This is a genomic window from Streptomyces sp. NBC_01454 (assembly GCF_036227565.1).
Lineage (GTDB): Bacteria > Actinomycetota > Actinomycetes > Streptomycetales > Streptomycetaceae > Streptomyces.
Map to the genome: position 1 here is coordinate 7393847 of NZ_CP109460.1, position 18533 is coordinate 7412379.

Consider the following 18533-nt stretch of genomic DNA (forward strand, 5'->3'; position numbering starts at 1 on the left):
GCATCGGTGCAGGTGCTGACCTGCGCCGACGCCGACCTCACCGAAGGTAAAAGTATGACCAAGTGAATGTCAATGAAAGGCAATACCGTTGGCCGGGGAGGGGGGTTCGCTGCGCCAACTTTGGCGGGATTGCGTCGAGATGATCACAACGGGAACCAAGTGACGGCCCGTCAGGTGAGGCGCCGGGGCAGGCCAGGGGGCAGGGCGGTGCGCCCGGTGCCCGCCTGTGCATTGCGCCGCACGGCGCACGTCGATCGGGTGACCCGGGCGCGCACCCAGAGCCCTACGGCAGCGGGCGGGGAACGCTCACCATCAGCCACCCGCCCACCGTTTCCAGCTCCAGGGGAGTCTGCCGTGCGCATCCTGCTCATCGCCGGCGCGTTCAACAGCCTGACGCAGCGCGTGTACGCCGAGCTCGGCGACCGCGGCCACCAGGTGAGCGTGGAGCTGGTGACCCGGGAGACGCCGCTCGCCGAGGTCGTCCGCCGCCGTTCCCCCGACCTGATCGTGGCGCCGATGCTCAAGACGGCCGTCCCCCGCGAGGTGTGGTCCGCCCTGCCCTGCCTGATCGTGCACCCCGGCCCCGTGGGTGACCGGGGGCCGTCCTCGGTGGACTGGGCGGTGCAGCTGGGCGCGGACCGGTGGGGCGTCACCGTCCTGCAGGCCAACGACGAGATGGACGCCGGCGACATCTGGGCCACCGCCGACTGTCCCGTTCCCCCTGTGGGCAAGAGCGACCTGTACCGCAACGAGATCGCCGATGCCGCCCTCGAGGCGGTCCTGACGGCCGTCGCCCGGGTGGCGTCCGGCACCCACCGCCCCCAGCCGCAGGCCACCCTGCCCGCCGCCGCGAAAACCGGCCGCCCCCGGCCGCCCCTGCGTCAGGACTCCCGCCGGATCGACTGGCGCCGCGACTCCACCGACACCGTCGTCCGCACCCTGCGCGCCGCCGACTCACAGCCCGGTGTACGGGACGAACTGCTCGGCGAGCCCTGGTATCTGCACGGCGGTCACCCCGAGGACACCCTGACCGGCCGGCCGGGCGAGCTGCTCGCCACCCGGTGCGGCGCGATCTGCCGGGCGACGACCGACGGCGCGGTGTGGATCCCCGAACTGCGCCCGCCCCGCACCCCGGGGGAGCCCGGCACCGTCAAACTGCCCGCCACACTGGCACTGGGTGACCGCCTCCCGCCGCTCCCCGACATCCCGGCCCCGCCCGGCCCCGGCGACGGCCGGCGCACCTGGTCCGACATCCGCTACCGCGAGGACGGCCCGGCCGGCTTCCTGGAGTTCTCCTTCCCCGGCGGCGCGATGAGCACCGACCACTGCCGGCGCCTGCTCGCCGCCTACCGCCACGCCTGCACCCGGCCGACGTCCGTCCTGGTCCTCGGCGGCCGCCGGGACTTCTTCTCCAACGGCATCCATCTGAATGTCATCGAGGCCGCCGACGACCCCGCCGGGGAATCCTGGGCCAACCTCAACGCCATGGACGACCTGGTGCACGCCGTCCTGACCACCACCGACCGGCTGGTGGTCGCCGCGCTCGGCGGCAACGCCGCGGCCGGCGGGGCGATGCTGGCCCTCGCCGCCGACGAGGTGTGGTGCCGCTCCTCCGTGGTGCTCAACCCCCACTACCGGCTGATGGGGCTCTACGGCTCGGAGTTCTGGACCTACACCCTGCCCCGCCGCACCGGCCCCGAGGTCGCCGAGCAGCTCACCACCCGCGCCCTGCCCCTCACCGCGGCGACCGGGGTGCGGCTCGGGCTGGTCGACCGGATCCTCGACGGTGCCGCACAGGACTTCGCCGCGCAGGCCACCCGCCTCGCCGTCCGGCTGGCGTCGGCGGCCTCGGTCCAGGACCGGATCGCCGCGAAGAAGGCCGACCGGGAGCGCGACGAGGCGGACCGGCCGCTCGCCGCCTACCGGGAGGACGAACTGGCGCGTATGCACCGCATCTTCTTCGACCCGGCGCAGCCCTATCACGCGCTGCGCCGGGCCTTCGTGCGCAAGGAGCCGGCCGGCACCCCCGCGCATCTGAACTCCGGTGCGTCCACCGGGACATGAGGTGACATTCCCCGACCTTTTCGGCGAGCACCGAAATGCCTCGCCGGAGGGTCCGGCCCCCGCCAGGGTGGAGCCCGAGCGCGGGCAGCAGTCCGGGCTCGGACCAACGGAACATCTCCGGGGGAAGGACTCCACATGATCCGCAGGATCTCCGCCGTCGCCGTGATGGGGGCCGCGGCCGCGGCACTCGCCCTGTCCGGCACGGCCGTTGCCGCCACCCGGGCCGATCACGGCCCGCTCGCACCGCCGGCCCACGGACCGGCCACGGCCCGCCACGCCGCCGGCGCCCCGCACAGTACGCAGGCCCTGGCCAACGCCTGCTGGTACAGCGGCAGCCACTGGTGGTGCAACAACAGGAGCGGGGCGCCCGTCTACCAGCCCGGCACCACCACGGTCGTCGGCTACATGAACTCCAACCCGTCCTGGTTCGTCTGCCGCAGCGACAACGGCGGGCACGTCGGCGGCCCGCACCCGAACCGGTGGGAGTGGACCCAGGCCGACAACGGGGCGTGGGGATGGATGAAGGACACCGACATCTCCAGCGAGACCGATCCACTGCCGGTCTGCTGACGACGGCCCGGGGGCCGGTGGGCGACATTCGTCGGCCGCCGGCCCCTCGCTGTGCGCCGCGCGGCCGCCGGACTACGGCGTGGGCTGGTACTTGTAACCGATGCCGAACACGGTGGTGATGGCATCGCGCGGGCCGGGCCCCAGCCGCCGGCGCACCCGTGCGATATGGACATCGACCGTACGGTTGCTGGACTGGCAGCTGGGCCACACGGCGGCCATCAGCTGCTCCCGGGTGAAGGTGCGCCGGGGGTGCCGTACGAGGTGGGCCAGCAGGTCGAACTCCAGTCGTGGCAGCTCCAGTTGACGGCCCCGGGCGTAGACGGTCCGGGCCGCGGTGTCGATCCGGATCGGCTCCGGACGCGGCCGGGCGGCCGGCTCGGTCTCGCGGTCCGGCTCCTCGCGCGGCGGCGCCAGGATGATGTGGACCTCGTCCGACGGCAGCCGGTGCACCGAGACGGGTTCCAGGGCGCGCAGGGTCAGTTGCCACGTGCCGTCGGGGAGCCGGTCGACCGCCAGCGGCGGCTGGTCGCCCGGCCCGGCCGTGGGCGGCTGCCCGGGGCCGGCATCCTGTCCTAACGCAAGCGGGGTCGTCGAGGAGTTCATAAACATGATCTGGGCCCATTCCTCTTGCAAAGCAGGCGTGTACGGACACACATGGCGGTGCTCGACGTTCAAGGGTGCTGAGGCGACGCGGCGATCACGAAGCGGTCCGGCGGTGCGGCGACCGGGCGCGTCTGCTGTGGGCGCGCCCAGCGGGCACGATCGCTCCGTTCGTGCCGCGAGAACGCTCACGCCCGTGCCCGTATCCCGGCCGTGACGTGGTGCGAGGTCACGGCCACCGGTCCGGATGAACGCTACATGTGATCGAGTGGTTCCGGAAAGTAGCTACCGCGAATTCGGTTGCTCTTGAGCCGACTTTGTGTTTGCCCGATGTCAACTCGGGTGACGGGCCGACGCGTTGGGTGCGAGTGCTCTGTCGTGCCGCCCCGTACGGCGTGGTGGGGAGGGTGGCACGGGTCGGGCGGGGTCTGCGGGTGGCTGCCGCACCCCCTCCGCTCGCGCCGCCCCACGAGCCCGTCGGGGGCCGCGGAGGGCCCGTCGGAGGGGGTGAAGTCGGCCGCACCGGGGCCGAACTGCGTGGTGTCGCCTTGCGTCAACGGATACGGAGGAGTAATCGGCAGCGATGTTCAGTTGTGAAGGTTCTGTGAAGGTACGAATATGCCAAACAAATGCTTCGTGTCTAACGGAGCGTCAAAAAGGAGAGGTTCGGGAGGCCGTCCGGCAAGTTGTTCTCTTTTCAATTTCATCGCAGACTAAAAGGTGCGGAACCAGATATTCCAGGCGGCTTGTTTTCGCGGGGAGTTGAGGGTGAGTAGGGTGTGGCCGCTGTCACTTGACCGGTGGCGGCGGTCCAGCTGAATTCGGCGCGGCTGGAATGCGATGGGGGATGACGCCTTCGTGACCGGGAGGGGACCATGGCGGCCGGCTCATTCGAGGGACAGTACGTGTGGAGTCCAGCAGCCAATGACCGGGCGCTGGCGCACGCGTGTATGGATGTCAGAACCGGACGGTATCTGAGCGCGGGCGAGGTCCTGCAGGAAGCCCGGGAGGATTTCGAGGTGCGGGCCCACCGGTCGCTGGTACTGGCGTCCGTGGCCGCAGACTCCGACCTGGCGGAACGCTGGCTGGCCGAGGAGCCGGGGCCGGAGGCGGCGCTGCTCTGGGCCCGGGTGGCGATGCTCCGCGCGCTGCGCATGGCCGACGCCGGCGACCGGCGGCAGGGCGCCCTGACGCGGATAGCGCAGACGGCGTGTGAGCGGGCCGCGAAGCTGCTGCCCCAGGATCCCACCCCGTGGGTCGCCCAGCTGGCGCTGTCCCGTCTGGACCGCCCGCGGGACCCGGCGCCGCAGGGGCTGCTGACCGCGCCGGCCGGGCCCTGGTACCTCTTCGCCCACATCCTCCGGCTGGCCCCCTGGCACCGCGAGGCGCACCATCGCTTTCTGTCGTTCTTCTTCACCCGCTACGGCGGTTCGTCGAGCGCGAGCTGGGACGTCGCCGCGTTCCTGAGCCAGCGGGCCCCGGCCGCCTCGCCGCTGCGGCTGCTGCCGCTGGTGGCCCTGGTCGAGGACTACAACCCGTCCGCGCTGCTCGCGGACCGCACCTGGGAGCAGCCCCAGTGGATCACGACCGCAATGGGCATCTACCGCAACTGGCTTCCGCGGGTCGCCGATTACCGCTTCACGCCGGTGCTGGATCTGGCGTATCTGGCGCATGCGCTGTTCATGGCGAATCGCGAATTCGAGGCGCGGGAAGTCCTCACGGCCATGGGGCCGTATGCCTCGCGGATGCCCTGGAGCGCATTCGGTGATCCCGAGGAGCAATTGACCAAGGCCAGACGTTCCTGCGGGCTTCCCGTGCCGCACGACGGCTGACGCACAAAGCTGTCCCGGCGCCGCCCGGTCTCTCGCCGCGCGGGGGCATCCCCATTCTGCTCCATCCGTTCGATCAGCTCACCCCGACCCCATCCCCCCGCTTTCCCAGAAAGGTGCGGTTGTGTCCGAGCGTATGTCCCCAGCTCGCTCGAAATCCCCCCACGCGGCCGATTCCGTCACCCTCGACGATGACGCCACGCTCCATGCCATGGGCTATCCGCGGAAACTCACCCGCAGATTCCGCGCATTCGACAATTTCGCGATCTCCTTCACCATCATCAACATCATTTCCGGGATCTTCTCCTCCTTCGGCTTCGGGATGAACGCCGGCGGGCCGCGGGTCCTGGTCCTCGGCTGGATCGGCGTCTCGGTCATGGTGCTGTTCGTCGGCGCCGCGATGGGCGAGATCGCCTCCGCCTACCCGACCAGCGGCGCGCTCTACTTCTCGGCCGGCAAGCTGGCCAAACGCCACAAGGGAGCCTGGTCCTGGTACACGGGGTGGCTGAACTTCGTCGGCCAGGTCGGCGGCACCGCCGCCACCAACTTCGCCGCCGCCACGTTCATCCAGGCGTTCCTCGCGATGCAGTGGCCGGACTATCGGCCGATGCCGCAGGAAACGGTCGGCATCACCGCGGCCATCCTTCTTCTCCAGGCACTGGCCAACGCCTATACGGTGCAGCTGGTCGCGGTGGTGAACCGCATTTCCGTGTGGTGGCTGCTGGTCGGCATGGTGGTGATCGTCGGTGCACTGACCGTGATACCCGCCGACCATCAGCCGCCGTCGTTCGCGCTGCACTTCGTCAACAACACCGGTTTCACGCATGCGATTTACGGCGGAATGCTGGGACTGCTCGTCACCAGCTGGACCTTCACGGGATTCGACGGCAGTTTCCACATGTCCGAAGAAACGGTGAAGGCGACGGTCAACGCGCCCAGGGGCATCATGCGGGCGATCAGCTACTCCGCGCTCACCGGACTGATCCTCATGCTCGCGCTGGTGTACGCGATCCGTGACTACGGGCACGCCGCGAACGCCGAGGCGCCGCCGGTGCAGATTCTCGTCGACGCGCTGGGGCAGGGCACCGCGAAGTTCCTGCTGTTGATCGTTATCGGGGCCATGCTGTTCTGCGGACTGGCCAACATGACCAGCAATACCCGGCAGATCTTCGCCTTCTCCCGCGACGGTGCGATGCCCGGCTCCCGCTGGTGGCATTCGGTGTCCGCGCGGACCCGCACGCCCGTCAAAGCCGTCTGGCTCGCCGCGGCCTGCCCCCTGGTGCTGGTGCTGCCCGGCTGGTGGTCCCACACCGCCTTCACCGCCGTGGTGAGCGTCAACGTCGTCGGGCTGTTCCTCGCCTACGCCGTGCCCATATTTCTGCGGCTGCGGCTCGACGACTTCCAGGCCGGACCGTGGAACCTCGGGCGCTACGGCAAGCCCGTCGCGGCGATCGCGGTGGCCTGGATCCTGATCAGCAATGTGCTGTTCATGCTGCCGCAGGCGTCCCCGATCACCCCCGTCTCGTTCAACTACGCGCCACTCGCGCTGGCCGTGGTGCTGCTCATCGCCACCGTGTGGTGGTTCGCCACCGCCCGGCGGCGCTTCCAGGGGCCGGTCAGCTACGGCCGCCCCGACGAGGTCGCCGCGATGGACCTCATCTAGGCCGCGCCCGAGACTCGTTTTTCAGCGGCGGGCCGGCGGCACCCCTGCCCCGGCCCGCCTCGTGCACCGCCCCGTTCACTCGCCCCTACGACACCGTCCGCTACGGCGGACGCCCCACCGGCCCGACCACCCCGACGCCGGACACCGTCCCCGTCGCCGGAGCGCACCTCGACGCGGTGGCCGACCACGACCGGCGCTGCTTTCCCGCCGGCCCGGCCGTCGAGATCTTCCTCGACGTCCCTGGGCCCCGGGACGCCGCCCGTGCCCTGGTCACCGCCCGCGGCCCGACCCCGCGGTCGCACACCGTGCGGAGGGACAACGGGCCGGTCCCGCCGGCGGATCAGGAGCGCACCGTCGCGGTCACCAGCCTGGAACTCGGGTAGGGCCGGAGGCAGACAGGCCGGCCGGTCAGGCGCCCACCGTGCCGTCGATGGCCTCCCGCAGGAAGTCCGCATGGCCGTTGTGGCGGGCGTACTCGTGGATCAGATGCAGCATCACCAGACGCAGGGAGACATGCTCGCCCCAGCGGGGCTGGTAGCCCGTGACATCGAGCGAGGCGGCCTCCCGCTCGATGCGGCGGGCGTGCGCCACCTCGGCCTGCCAGGCCTCGAAGGCCTCGGCGCGGGTGGCCGTCCGGGCGTCGTACGCCACCTGGTAGTCCCCCTCCGGCGACCAGACGAGCGGGACGTCCTCGCCGTTGATCACCCGCCGGAACCAGGCGCGCTCCACCTCCGCCATGTGCCGCACCAGACCGAGCAGGGAGAGCGTGGACGGCGGGCTCGACCGGCGCCGGAGGTCCTCGTCGCCGAGGCCGTCGGTCTTCATGGCGAGGGTGGCCCGGTGGAAGTCCAGAAAGGAGCGCAGCGTCTCCCGCTCGCCGGCGCGTACGGGCGGGGCGAGGCGTTCGGTGGTCACGGAGGGTTCCTTTCCACGGCGCGTTCCCGGGCAGGGCACCGCCGGGCGAAAGGATCTTTCCGGGTGCCGCGCGCCGCCGCAAGGCGTTTACCGGGGCTGTCGGGACAGGAGCGGCCGGGCGGCCCGCTCCCCGGACGGTGCGCCATGGCACACCCACCGCGGAACGGGCCGCCCGGCCGCTCCCGGAACTCTCAGCCGTCGGCCGTCACGGCAGATACCGCTCGATGGCGCCGGGGCCTTCCTCGGCGATCAGGCGCCTGGCCCATTCCAGGCTCGCGGGGGTGGGTTCGCGCCCGGAGACCTTCACCAGATCCTCCGGGTCGTAGGGCCGCTCGCTACCGGTGTACAGCTCGGCCGGCCGCCGCTCGGCCGACTCCCTGCCATTGGTCGTCACAGGTCCTCCTCTGTCCGCGCCCGCCGGGTCGCCGGGACCTCGCTTGGTTCCATCATGGGACCGCCTCCGAACACCCGCACGATGTGCGCCGGGCCGGCCCGGCGCGGCGGGTCACCCGTCCGGCCGCGGAGCCCCCGGATACCGCGGCGGATACGCCTGCTCGGTCCAGATCGTCTTGCCGTCCGGCGTGTAGCGCGTGCCCCAGCGCTGCACCAGCTGCGCGACGATGAACAGCCCCCGCCCGCCCTCGTCGTCGCTGGCGCTGTACCGCAGGTGGGGCGAGGTGTGGCCGGTGTCCGACACCTCGGTCAGCAGGGTCCGGTCGCGCAGCAGCCGCAGGTGCAGCGGCCCGGACGCATGCCGTACGGCGTTGGTGACCAGCTCGCTGACCACGAGCTGGGTCGTGTAGGACAGCTCCTCCAGGCCCCACTCGGTCAGCTGCCGGGTGGCCAGTTCGCGGGCCCTGCCCACCGCGGTGGGCTCCGCGGGCAGCTCCCAGGCCGCCACCTGCCGGGCGTCCAGCTCACGGGTGCGCACCAGCAGCAGCGCCGAGTCATCGGCGGCCGGACCGTCCGGCAGCAGTTCGGCCAGCGCATGGTCGCAGAGCTCGTCCAGCGGCCGGTCGTGCTCGCTCAGCACCCGCCCCAGGATCTCCAGCCCCTCGTCGACGTCCCGGTCGCGGGCCTCGACCAGCCCGTCCGTGAACAGGGCCATCAGGCTGCCGGCCGGCAGCTCGATCTCCAGGGACTCGAACGGCAGGCCCCCCAGGCCCAGCGGCGGGCCCTCCGGCAGATCGGGGAAGGACAGGCCGCCCTCCGGGGCGACGACGGCCGGCGGCAGATGGCCGGCCCGCGCGAGGGTGCAGCGCCGTGACACCGGGTCGTAGACGGCATACAGGCAGGTCACGCCGATGGTCACATCGTCCGTGCCGTCCTCGTCGGCGACCGTGGCGACCCCGTCCTCGGTGGTCGGTCCCACCAGGTCGTCCAGCCGGCTCAGCAACTCGTCGGGGGAGAGGTCCAGCCGGGCCAGGGCGCGCACCGTCGTCCGCAGCCGGCCCATGGTCGCCGCGGCCTGGAGACCGTGGCCGACCACGTCCCCGACGACCAGCCCGACCCGGGTGCCCGACAGACCGATCACGTCGAACCAGTCGCCGCCGACCCCGGCCCGGTCGTCGCTGGGCAGATAGCGGTAGGCGAGCTCGACGGCGGATTGCGCCGGCAGATGCTGCGGCAGCAGATTGCGCTGCAGGGTCAGCGCGGCCTTGTGCTCCCGGGCGAAGCGGCGGGCGTTGTCCAGGCACACCGCGGTGCGGAGGACCAGTTCGTCGGCGAGTTCGGTCTCCTCGGTGTCGAAGAGCGACTCCCGGCCGTCACGGAGGAAGGTGACCAGCCCCATCGGGGTGCCGCCGGCTCGCAACGGCACGACCAGGGCGCCCTCCTCGCGCACCATGCCGCCCGAGGACAGGCTGCGGTACTGGAGCGAACCGGGCGGGTACTCCACACGGTGCGGGTCGGCGGGCGGGGAGGCCGGGGCGCCACGGACGGAGCGGGCGGAGCGGGCGGCGACCCGCATCAGGGTGGGCACGCCGCCGTCGCCCGTCCCCGGCTCCTCACCGTCCAGGACGGACGCCACCAGGTCGACGGTGACCATGGAGGCGAAGTCCGGGACCGCCACCTCGGTGATCTCCCGCGCGGTGACGGTCATGTCGAGCGTGGTGCCGATCCGGGCACCGGCCTCCACCAGCAGGTTCAGCCGGCGCTGTGCCTGGTAGCGGTCGGTGATGTCGAAGGCGTCCTCGCAGATGCCCAGCACCTGGCCGCGGGCGTCCTGCAGCCGGTAGTAGGCGCAGGACCAGACGTGATCGGTGCCCGGGTCGGAGGGCAGCTGGCCGACGAGGTGCAGATCGAGGATCGGTTCACCGGTGTCGATGACCTGGTGCATCACCGCGTCGAGGGTGCGCGGGTAGCCGTCGGTCATGAACTCGGCGTCCGGGTACAGCTCGTCGGCCCGGGCGCCGAGGAACTCCCGCAGCGGCAGCCCGACCTCCCGGATGTACGCGGTGTTCGCCCAGGTCAGCCGCAACTCCGTGTCATAGATGCCCAGGCTCACCGGGGACTGGGTGGCCAGGCCGTGCAGCATCGCCTGGCGGGACTCCCACCACCGGTGGGCGCCCAGATCGGCCGCCACCAGCACCCGGGCCGGCAGCGTACCGGCGCCGTCGGGCACTTTGGCGAGCGGGCAGATGACCACGGCCATCCGCAGCAGCCGGCCGTCGCGGTGCCGTACCGCCCGTGACTGACTGCTGCGCCGTGCGGCGTCCGGCGACTGTTCGGCCCAGGCGTCCCCGGCCGGCACCAGCGTCTCCAGATGGTGCCCGAGAATCTCCTCGGGGAGGTAGCCGAGCAGATCCTGGGCGGCCGGACTCCACCCGATGACCGTGTCCTGGGCATCCAGAACCGCTGTGGCCGCCCTGGTGACGTCGAGGGGACCACGGAAGTCGGCACTCTCCGCCGCGTTCCATGCGTTCATGGCATCAGCCCAGCCCGGTTCAGTATCTACAGCATCGAGCCGGATGAAGACCGGCACAACTGCGCTGCCGCACCGGGATGCGCCCTTGGTGCGGCTGTGCCCCGTCGCTGGCAGAGTGGAGGGGTGGTCAGCGACAGGAGGCAGATGTGAGGTCGGCCCGTGGCCCCGTCACCGCGGTACGTGGCGCTCCGTGCTGGGTCAGCCTGATGACACACGATCTGGAGGCCGCCCAGAAGTTCTACTCCGCGGTCCTGGGCTGGCGGTTCCGCCCGGCCAGCCTCGGTGAGGAGTTCTGCGTGGCGATAGCCGACGGGGAGCCGGTGGCCGGCATCGGGGCCCTCGCCCAGAACTTCCAGGTCGCGGTGGCCTGGACGTCTTATTTCGCGGTGGAGAACGCCGATGACACCGCGGGCCGGATCCGCGAGCGCGGGGCGACGGTCGCCGTCGGCCCGCTCAAGCTCGGCCCCGGGCGCGCCGCCCTCGCCGCCGACCGCGACGGCGCCGCCTTCGGCTTCTGGGAAGGCCAGACCATGGCCTGGTCGGTGGGGCAGGGCAATGCGCCCGCCTGCCTGGAACTGCGCACCCGCGACGCCTTCGCCGCCGCCATCTTCTACGCGGAGGTCTTCGACTGGGCCTCCGGCAAACCGGGCGGCTGCGATGTGACCTACGAACACGACCAGGTGATCGTCCGCGACGGCACCCATACCGTCGCCACGCTGCGCGGCGGTGGGGTGGAGTCCGCCCCGGACCCGCGGGTGCGTCCCCGCTGGCACGTTCATTTCCCGGTCGGTGACGTCGAGAAGGTGGCGGCCGCCGCGGTGGCGGCCGGCGGGACGGTCACTCCCGTGACACCGACCGAGGAGGGGGGCTGCCAGGCCGTCATCCGCGACCCCGACGGCGGCTTCTTCACCATCACCTCGCCCTGAGACCCCGGCCGGACCACGGCGCGCCCCGGCCCCGCGCCCCTTCGCGACGGAAGGGGGCGGGGCCGGGACACGACAGGCCGTGCGGAGGTCAGTTCAGGGAATCACCGCTGCCCGCACCGGAGTCGCTGCTGCCACCGGCTCCCGGGTCCTGGGCACCGGTACCGGGGTCCTGGGCGCCCGCTCCGGGGTCCTGTGCTCCCGTACCGGGGTCCTGCGCACCGGTTCCCGGGTCCTGCGATCCCGCGCCGGCGCTTCCGGCACCGGCGTTTCCCGCTCCCGCGTCGCCTGCACCGCCCGCGTCGCCTGCACCGCCCGCGCCGTTGGCGCCGCCTGCGCCGTTGGCACCACCTGCGCCGTTGGCACTGCCCGCGCCGTTGTCGCCCCCGGCGCCGTTGGCACCGCCGCCTCCGGCGCCGCCGGCGCCGATCTCCGCTCCGGTGGCCTTGAGCGCGTCGGTCACCGGCTGGAAGAAGGTCTCGCCGCCCTGGGTGCAGTCGCCGCTGCCGCCCGAGGTGAGGCCGACCGCCGAGTCACCGGAGAACATCGAGCCGCCGCTGTCGCCGGGCTCCGCGCAGACATCCGTCTGTATCAGGCCGTTGACGATGTCGCCGTTGCCGTAATTCACCGTCGCGTCAAGGCCGGTGACGGTGCCGTCATGGACGCCGGTGGTGCTGCCCGAGCGCTGCACCTTCATGCCCACGGCGGCCTCCGCCGCCTTGGTGATCTTCTGGGTGCTGCCGTTGCCCAGGTCGACCGAGCTCTCCGGCTTGGCGCTCGCATCGTCGTACTTGACCAGCGCGAAGTCGGTCTTGGGGAACTTGGAGTCGGCGACCGTGCCCAGCGGCTGCCCGCCGCCCTGGTCGGCCGTCCAGGTCTTGGAGTCGTTGCCGCAGTGACCCGCCGTCAGGAAGGCGGGTGCGCCCTTGACCGTGACGTTGAAGCCCAGCGAGCAGCGTGCGTTGCCGCCGAAGATGGCACTGCCGCCGACCGGTCCCGCGGCCTGTCCGCCGCCGGCACCGCCCGCGCCGCCGCCACCACCGGATGCCGCGGCGCCGCCGGACGAGGCGTTACCCGCGCCGCCGGCTCCCGCCCCGCCGGCTCCCGCGTCGCCCGCCCCGCCGGCTGCCGCGTCCCCGGCACCGCCCGCGGCCTGCCCGGCGTCGCCGCCGGCCGCGCTCCCCGCGTCCCCGGCCTCCCCTCCGTCATATCGCTTGAACTCACCCTGCGACCGCTTCACGGTGACCATGCCGGCGCCCATGCCGTCCGTGGTCGTGCTCAGCTTGGCCATCTTTGCGCCGGTGACCGTTCTGTCGGCGACCACCACGATCTTGTTGGTCTTCGGGTCGATCGACCACGCGGTGCCGGGGATCGAGGCGTTGGTACGCAGCGTCGCCGCGCCGGACTTCAGCGCGGTCATGCTGTTCTGCACGACCTTGGCGACCGCGCCCTTGGCCGTGACGCTCGCGGCGTCGTCCTTCGACAGGACGTTCATGACCAGATGGCCATTGGCGCCGTCCAGGTACCACCCGGCGGACTGGTCCCCGAGATCTGCCTTCAGGGACGCGGCCAGCTGGGTGGCCGAGTGGGCGCTGAGCGTCTTCGGGGCCGCCGGCTGATCCGTGCTCGCGTGGGCGTTGGGGAGCAGGATCGCTGCGCCCGCGATCGCGGCCGCAGCGGCGCCGGCGATGGCACCGGTCCGCTTGTTCACATGTCGGTGGCTCAATTCACTGACCTCCAGGGACGCACAGGAACCAGGCACACGGGGGCCGGGGTGCGTCGCATCGGCGCCCGTGTGGTTGCACTCAGTCCTACGTAGCGCCGTGCACCCCCGTCTCACGGCCACTCACCCTGTGATGAATTCCGACGCTTGCGGTGGCGAACGTTTACACTCCCGGGCCCCGCACGCCCGACCGGCGCCGCGCGCCCGCCGGACATCCGCGCCGCCGTCCCGCCGTGCCGGCACCGCGGCGTCCACCCCGCCCGTCCGGAGCAGCCCGACGCCTGCCGTCCGAGTGGTTCCGGTGACCGGCCGGGCCGCCCCCGGGCCGGCCGGTCACCGGCGCCGCCGGACCCACTGACCTGCACATGGCGAATCCGATGGCCGATTTCCTGCGGTTTCCCGAGCCCCTGTGTCGCCTGTGACCCCCGGAAACAGTGGGGCGTAAAGGGCAGCTGTGACCGCGCTTAAGAAAACCTCGATGGACCCGGCGGCCGAGGTAGGGAAGATTTCCTGACGAAGATCGGGCGGCCGCGGCGGGCCCCCGGCAGGTCACACTCACGTACGGGAGCCGATCCGTGAAGGCGCTGGTCAAGCAGAAAGCAGAGCCGGGGCTCTGGCTCATGGACGTGCCGGAACCGGCCATCGGCCCGGGCGATGTGTTGATAAAGGTGCTGCGCACCGGCATCTGCGGCACGGATCTGCACATCCGCGCCTGGGACGGCTGGGCCCAGCAGTCGATCGACACCCCGCTGACGATCGGCCACGAGTTCGTCGGCGAGGTGGTGGAGACCGGCCGCGACGTGGCCGACATCAAGACCGGCGATCTGGTCAGCGGCGAGGGCCATCTGGTCTGCGGAAAGTGCCGCAACTGTCAGGCCGGCCGCCGCCACCTGTGCCGCTCCACCGTCGGCCTCGGCGTCGGCCGCGACGGCGCCTTCGCCGAGCTGGTGGCGCTGCCCGCCGGCAATGTCTGGGTGCACCGCGTCCCCGTCGACCTCGATATCGCCGCCGTCTTCGACCCGTTCGGCAACGCCGTGCACACCGCGCTGTCGTTCCCGCTGGTCGGCGAGGACGTGCTGATCACCGGCGCCGGACCGATCGGCATCATGGCCGCGGCCGTCGCCCGGCACGCCGGCGCCCGCAATGTCATGATCACGGACGTCAGTGAGCCGCGCCTCGCCCTGGCCCGCAAGGTCGGCGTCAGCCTGGCCCTCAATGTCGCCGAGACGACGATCGCCGAGGGCCAGCGCGCGCTCGGCCTGCGCGAGGGCTTCGACATCGGACTGGAGATGTCCGGCCGGCCCGAGGCGATGCGCGACATGATCGCCAACATGACGCACGGCGGCCGGATCGCCGTCCTCGGCCTGCCCGCCGAGCAGTTCCCGGTCGACTGGGCCCGGATCGTCACCTCCATGATCACGATCAAGGGCATCTACGGCCGGGAGATGTTCGAGACCTGGTACGCGATGTCCGTGCTGCTCGAGGGCGGTCTCGACCTCGCGCCCGTGATCACCGGACGCTATCCGTACCAGGACTTCGACGCCGCCTTCGACGACGCCGCCAGCGGCCAGAGCGGCAAGATCATCCTCGACTGGACCAGCTGACCCGCCTCTCCGGCCCGTCCGTCCCACCCCAACTCCAGGAGAAAACCCTGATGTTCGACTCCGTACGCGAGGAACTGCGCGGCACCCTCGAGGAGATCCGCGCCGCCGGACTGCACAAGCCCGAGCGCGTCATCGGCTCCCCGCAGTCCGCCACCGTCGCGGTCACCGCGGGAGGCAACCCCGGCGAGGTCCTCAACTTCTGCGCCAACAACTACCTCGGCCTCGCCGACCACCCCGAGATCGTCGCGGCCGCGCACGAGGCGCTCGACCGCTGGGGCTACGGCCTCGCCTCGGTCCGCTTCATCTGCGGCACCCAGGAGGTCCACAAGGAGCTGGAGCAGCGGATCTCCGGCTTCCTCGGCCAGGAGGACACGATCCTCTACTCCTCCTGCTTCGACGCCAACGGCGGAGTGTTCGAGACCCTGCTCGGCCCGGACGACGCGGTCATCTCCGACGCCCTCAACCACGCCTCGATCATCGACGGCATCCGCCTGTCCAAGGCCCGCCGCTTCCGCTACGCCAACCGCGACATGGCCGATCTGGAGCGCCAGCTGAAGGAGGCCGGGAGCGCCGGCCGCAAGCTGGTCGTCACCGACGGCGTCTTCTCCATGGACGGCTATGTGGCACCGCTGCGCGAGATCTGTGACCTGGCCGAACAGTACGGCGCCATGGTGATGGTCGACGACTCGCACGCCGTCGGGTTCGTCGGCCCCGGCGGCCGCGGCACCCCCGAACTCCACGACGTGATGGACCGCGTCGACATCATCACCGGCACCCTCGGCAAGGCCCTCGGCGGTGCCTCCGGCGGCTATGTCGCGGCCCGCGCCGAGATCGTCGCCCTGCTGCGCCAGCGCTCGCGCCCCTACCTCTTCTCCAACTCGCTCGCCCCCGTGATCGCCGCCGCCTCGCTGAAGGTGCTCGACCTGCTGGAGTCGGCCGGCGAGCTGCGCGAGCGGCTGCGCGACAACACCGCGCTGTTCCGTTCCCGGATGACCGCGGAGGGCTTCGACGTCCTCCCCGGCGACCATGCCATCGCCCCCGTCATGATCGGCGACGCGGCCGAGGCGGCCCGGATGGCGGAGCTGCTCCTGGAGCGCGGGGTGTACGTCATCGGCTTCTCCTACCCCGTGGTCCCGCAGGGCCAGGCACGGATCCGGGTCCAGCTGTCCGCCGCCCACTCCACCGAGGACGTCCACCGCGCGGTCGACGCGTTCGTCGACGCGAGGGCCGCGCTCGGCGGCTGAGGCGGCCCCCGGGCCGCTCCTGCGAGACTGGAAGCATGATCGAAGCACGACGGCTGCACATCCTGCGTGCGGTGGCCGACCACCGTACGGTCACCGCCGCGGCCGCCGCGCTCTATCTCACCCCCTCGGCGGTCTCCCAACAGCTGGCCGCCCTGGAGCAGGAGACCGGCCACCGACTGGTGGAGCGCAGCGCCCGCGGCGTCCGGCTGACCGCCGCGGGCGACATCCTGCTCACCCACGCCAACGCCGTCCTGGCCCAGCTGGAGCGCGCCGAGTCCGAGCTCGCCGCCTACGGCTCGGGCGAGGCCGGCACGGTGACCGTCGCGGCCTTCGCCACCGGCATCGGCCTGGTCGTCGCGCCCGCCCTGACCGCGCTGGCCCGTACCGCCCCCGGCATCCGGGTCCGCGTCCAGGACGCCGAGGGCGACGCCAGCCTGCTGATGGTCCTCGACCGGCAGGTCGATGTGGCGGTGGCCGTGGAGTACCGGGGCGCGCCCCGCGCCGACGACCCGCGGCTGACCCGCGTCCCGCTCTACGCCGAGCCGTTCGACGCGGTCCTGCCGCCCGGCCACCGACTCGCCGACGCGGCACAGGTGGCCGTGGCCGACCTGGCGGGCGATGACTGGATCGGCCCCTACCCGGGCAACCCCTGCCATGACGTGGTCGTCCTGGCCTGCGAATACGCCGGGTTCGAGCCACGCCTGGAGCACTCCTCCGACGACTTCCGCGCGGTCGTCTCGCTCGCCTCGGCCGCCGCCGGGGTGGCCCTCGTCCCCCGCTCGGCCCTGCGCGACATGGACCTCACGGGCGTGGTGGTCCGGCCCGTCGACGGCGTGGCCCCCACTCGGCGGGTCTTCGCCGCGGTACGCCGCGGAGCCGGGGAGCATCCGCTGCTCCGCCCGGTCCTGGCCGCCCTGCGGGAGGCGGCGGAGCCGCAGGGGTGACGGAGCCACCGCGCGCCGGCCCGCCACCGACGCGCCCGCCGCCCGTCCCGAAACCCGCCCGGCCGCGCCGAAGATGCCGGCCCCCGCCGGCCGTGGCAGGCTCATCACGGCGGCGGCCCGGGCGGGCGCCGGCGCAGCCCCGGTTCCGAGGAGGCGAGGCGCATGTCGGTCGGTCCGGCCGGCCCGACCGGCCCAGCGGCCACCGTGCCGCAGGATCCGTACGCGCCGGTGCGCGACCGCGGATATCTCAAGCTCCTGCTGGTGGCGGCGGTGGTCGGCTTCCCGGTCTGCGCCGTCGCCTTCGGCTTTCTCGCGCTGGTCCACGCGCTGGAACCGCTGCTCTACACAGACCTCCCGCGGGCGCTGGGCTTCGCCGGCACACCGATCTGGTGGCCGGTCCCGTTGCTCGTGGTGGCGGGCCTTCTCGTCGGGCTGACTATCCGTCATCTGCCGGGCCAGGGTGGTCATGAGCCGGCCGACGGGCTGGCGCTCCACGGCGCGCCCCCGCTCTCCGTGCTCCCCGGCGTCGTGCTCGCCGCCCTGGTCTCCCTCAGCTTCGGTGCGGTGCTCGGACCGGAGGCGCCGCTGATCGCCCTCGGCGGCGGCCTGGCCGCGGGCGCCGCGCGGCTGCTGCACCGGGGGATGCCCGCCCAGGCGGCCGCCGCGGTGGGTGCCGCCGGCAGCTTCGCCGCGGTCAGCGCGCTGCTGGGCTCCCCGCTGCTGGGCGCGTTCCTCCTGATGGAGGTGTCGGGGCTGGGCGGCCCGATGCTGGGGATCGTGCTGGTGCCCGGGCTGCTCGCGGCCGGCATCGGTGCGCTCGTCTTCACCGGGCTGGGGGACTGGACCGGCCTGGGGACGTATTCGCTGGCGCTGCACGACGTCCCCAAGGCCGCCGGGCCGACGATCCCGGAGTTCGGCTGGGCCCTGGTCATCGGGGTGCTCGCGGCGTTCGCGGCGACCGGTGTCCGGCGGCTCGCGGTGTACCTCAAGGGCCGTGTCGTCCGCCATCGTGTGCCGGCGACGATGCTGGCGGGACTGGTGGTGGGCGCACTGGCGGTGGCGTTCGCCGCGGCCACCGGCAAGTCCGCCACCGAGATGCTCTATTCGGGCCAGTCGGCGCTGGGCTCGCTGTTCCGGGACAGCACCGGCTACACGGTGACGGCACTGCTGCTGCTGATCCTGTGCAAGGGCCTGGCGTACTGCGCGTCGCTGAGCGCCTTCCGGGGCGGCCCGATCTTTCCCGCGCTCTTCCTCGGCGCGGCGGGCGGTGTCGTGCTGTCCCACCTGCCCGGCCTGTCGCTCACTGCTGCCTTCGCGATGGGTGTCGGCGCGATGTGCGTCGCGATGCTCAGGCTCCCGATGACCTCGGTGCTGCTGGCCACCCTGCTGCTGGGCGGCAGCGGACTGACCGTGATGCCGCTGGTCATCGTCGCCGTGGTCGTCGCCTATGTCGTGGCGCTGCGGCTCACGCCGGCCACCGCCGCGCCGTCCGCGCCGCCCGCGTCCGCGCCCGGGGCTTCCTAATGAA

The 18533-nt window shown here is 72.2% G+C and carries 15 protein-coding genes; 10 read left to right on the forward strand and 5 right to left on the reverse strand.

The window, feature by feature from the left end; genetic code table 11:
• The first annotated feature begins 354 nt into the window (after window positions 1-354).
• Together OIU81_RS32810 and OIU81_RS32815 are read left to right on the forward strand one after the other, a co-directional pair.
• Window positions 355-2064, forward strand: a complete 1710-nt coding sequence (locus OIU81_RS32810; RefSeq protein ID WP_329153652.1) for a hydrogenase maturation protein — start codon at window positions 355-357, stop codon at window positions 2062-2064.
• Between the two features lie 135 nt (window positions 2065-2199).
• On the forward strand, window positions 2200-2634 hold the full coding sequence (locus tag OIU81_RS32815; RefSeq protein WP_329153654.1) for a hypothetical protein: 435 nt from the start codon (window positions 2200-2202) through the stop codon (window positions 2632-2634).
• Window positions 2635-2706: 72 nt separating this feature from the next.
• Here OIU81_RS32815 and OIU81_RS32820 read toward each other — a convergent pair whose 3' ends face one another.
• Window positions 2707-3243 (reverse strand): winged helix-turn-helix domain-containing protein, encoded by a 537-nt coding sequence (locus tag OIU81_RS32820; protein ID WP_329153656.1) that lies wholly within the window; start codon window positions 3241-3243, stop codon window positions 2707-2709.
• An 866-nt stretch (window positions 3244-4109) separates the two neighbouring features.
• Between OIU81_RS32820 and OIU81_RS32825 the strand changes: the two genes are divergently transcribed.
• The 3 genes from OIU81_RS32825 to OIU81_RS32835 all read left to right on the forward strand — a co-directional run bounded on the left by OIU81_RS32825 (window position 4110) and on the right by OIU81_RS32835 (window position 7109).
• Window positions 4110-5066, forward strand: coding sequence for a hypothetical protein (locus OIU81_RS32825; protein WP_329153657.1), 957 nt, complete (start codon window positions 4110-4112; stop codon window positions 5064-5066).
• 208 nt (window positions 5067-5274) lie between these two features.
• Entirely contained in the window at window positions 5275-6726 is a 1452-nt protein-coding gene (locus OIU81_RS32830; protein WP_329155527.1) for an amino acid permease, read from the forward strand.
• 176 nt (window positions 6727-6902) lie between these two features.
• Window positions 6903-7109 (forward strand): hypothetical protein, encoded by a 207-nt coding sequence (locus OIU81_RS32835; RefSeq protein ID WP_329153658.1) that lies wholly within the window; start codon window positions 6903-6905, stop codon window positions 7107-7109.
• Between the two features lie 25 nt (window positions 7110-7134).
• On the opposite strand, the gene OIU81_RS32840 is transcribed toward OIU81_RS32835, so the two are convergent.
• The 3 genes from OIU81_RS32840 to OIU81_RS32850 all read right to left on the reverse strand — a co-directional run bounded on the left by OIU81_RS32840 (window position 7135) and on the right by OIU81_RS32850 (window position 10567).
• Window positions 7135-7641, reverse strand: a complete 507-nt coding sequence (locus OIU81_RS32840) for a DinB family protein (protein ID WP_329153660.1) — start codon at window positions 7639-7641, stop codon at window positions 7135-7137.
• A gap of 205 nt (window positions 7642-7846) precedes the next feature.
• Window positions 7847-8035 (reverse strand): hypothetical protein, encoded by a 189-nt coding sequence (locus tag OIU81_RS32845; protein WP_329153661.1) that lies wholly within the window; start codon window positions 8033-8035, stop codon window positions 7847-7849.
• A gap of 111 nt (window positions 8036-8146) precedes the next feature.
• Entirely contained in the window at window positions 8147-10567 is a 2421-nt protein-coding gene (locus tag OIU81_RS32850) for a SpoIIE family protein phosphatase (RefSeq protein WP_329153663.1), read from the reverse strand.
• 206 nt (window positions 10568-10773) lie between these two features.
• On the opposite strand from OIU81_RS32850, the gene OIU81_RS32855 reads away from it, so the two are divergent.
• Window positions 10774-11493, forward strand: a complete 720-nt coding sequence (locus tag OIU81_RS32855) for a VOC family protein (RefSeq protein ID WP_329153665.1) — start codon at window positions 10774-10776, stop codon at window positions 11491-11493.
• A gap of 88 nt (window positions 11494-11581) precedes the next feature.
• Here OIU81_RS32855 and OIU81_RS32860 read toward each other — a convergent pair whose 3' ends face one another.
• A complete protein-coding gene (locus OIU81_RS32860) occupies window positions 11582-13201 on the reverse strand; it encodes a S1 family peptidase (RefSeq protein WP_329153667.1) in 1620 nt (539 codons plus the stop codon).
• A gap of 587 nt (window positions 13202-13788) precedes the next feature.
• Between OIU81_RS32860 and tdh the strand changes: the two genes are divergently transcribed.
• The 4 genes from tdh to OIU81_RS32880 all read left to right on the forward strand — a co-directional run bounded on the left by tdh (window position 13789) and on the right by OIU81_RS32880 (window position 18529).
• On the forward strand, window positions 13789-14817 hold the full coding sequence (gene tdh / locus OIU81_RS32865) for an L-threonine 3-dehydrogenase (protein ID WP_329153669.1): 1029 nt from the start codon (window positions 13789-13791) through the stop codon (window positions 14815-14817).
• Between the two features lie 50 nt (window positions 14818-14867).
• Entirely contained in the window at window positions 14868-16061 is a 1194-nt protein-coding gene (locus tag OIU81_RS32870) for a glycine C-acetyltransferase (RefSeq protein WP_329153671.1), read from the forward strand.
• A 35-nt stretch (window positions 16062-16096) separates the two neighbouring features.
• Entirely contained in the window at window positions 16097-17005 is a 909-nt protein-coding gene (locus OIU81_RS32875; RefSeq protein ID WP_329153673.1) for a LysR family transcriptional regulator, read from the forward strand.
• 162 nt (window positions 17006-17167) lie between these two features.
• Window positions 17168-18529: a chloride channel protein gene (locus tag OIU81_RS32880; protein WP_329153675.1), complete on the forward strand. Its 1362-nt coding sequence runs from the start codon at window positions 17168-17170 to the stop codon at window positions 18527-18529.
• Window positions 18530-18533: the final 4 nt, after the last annotated feature.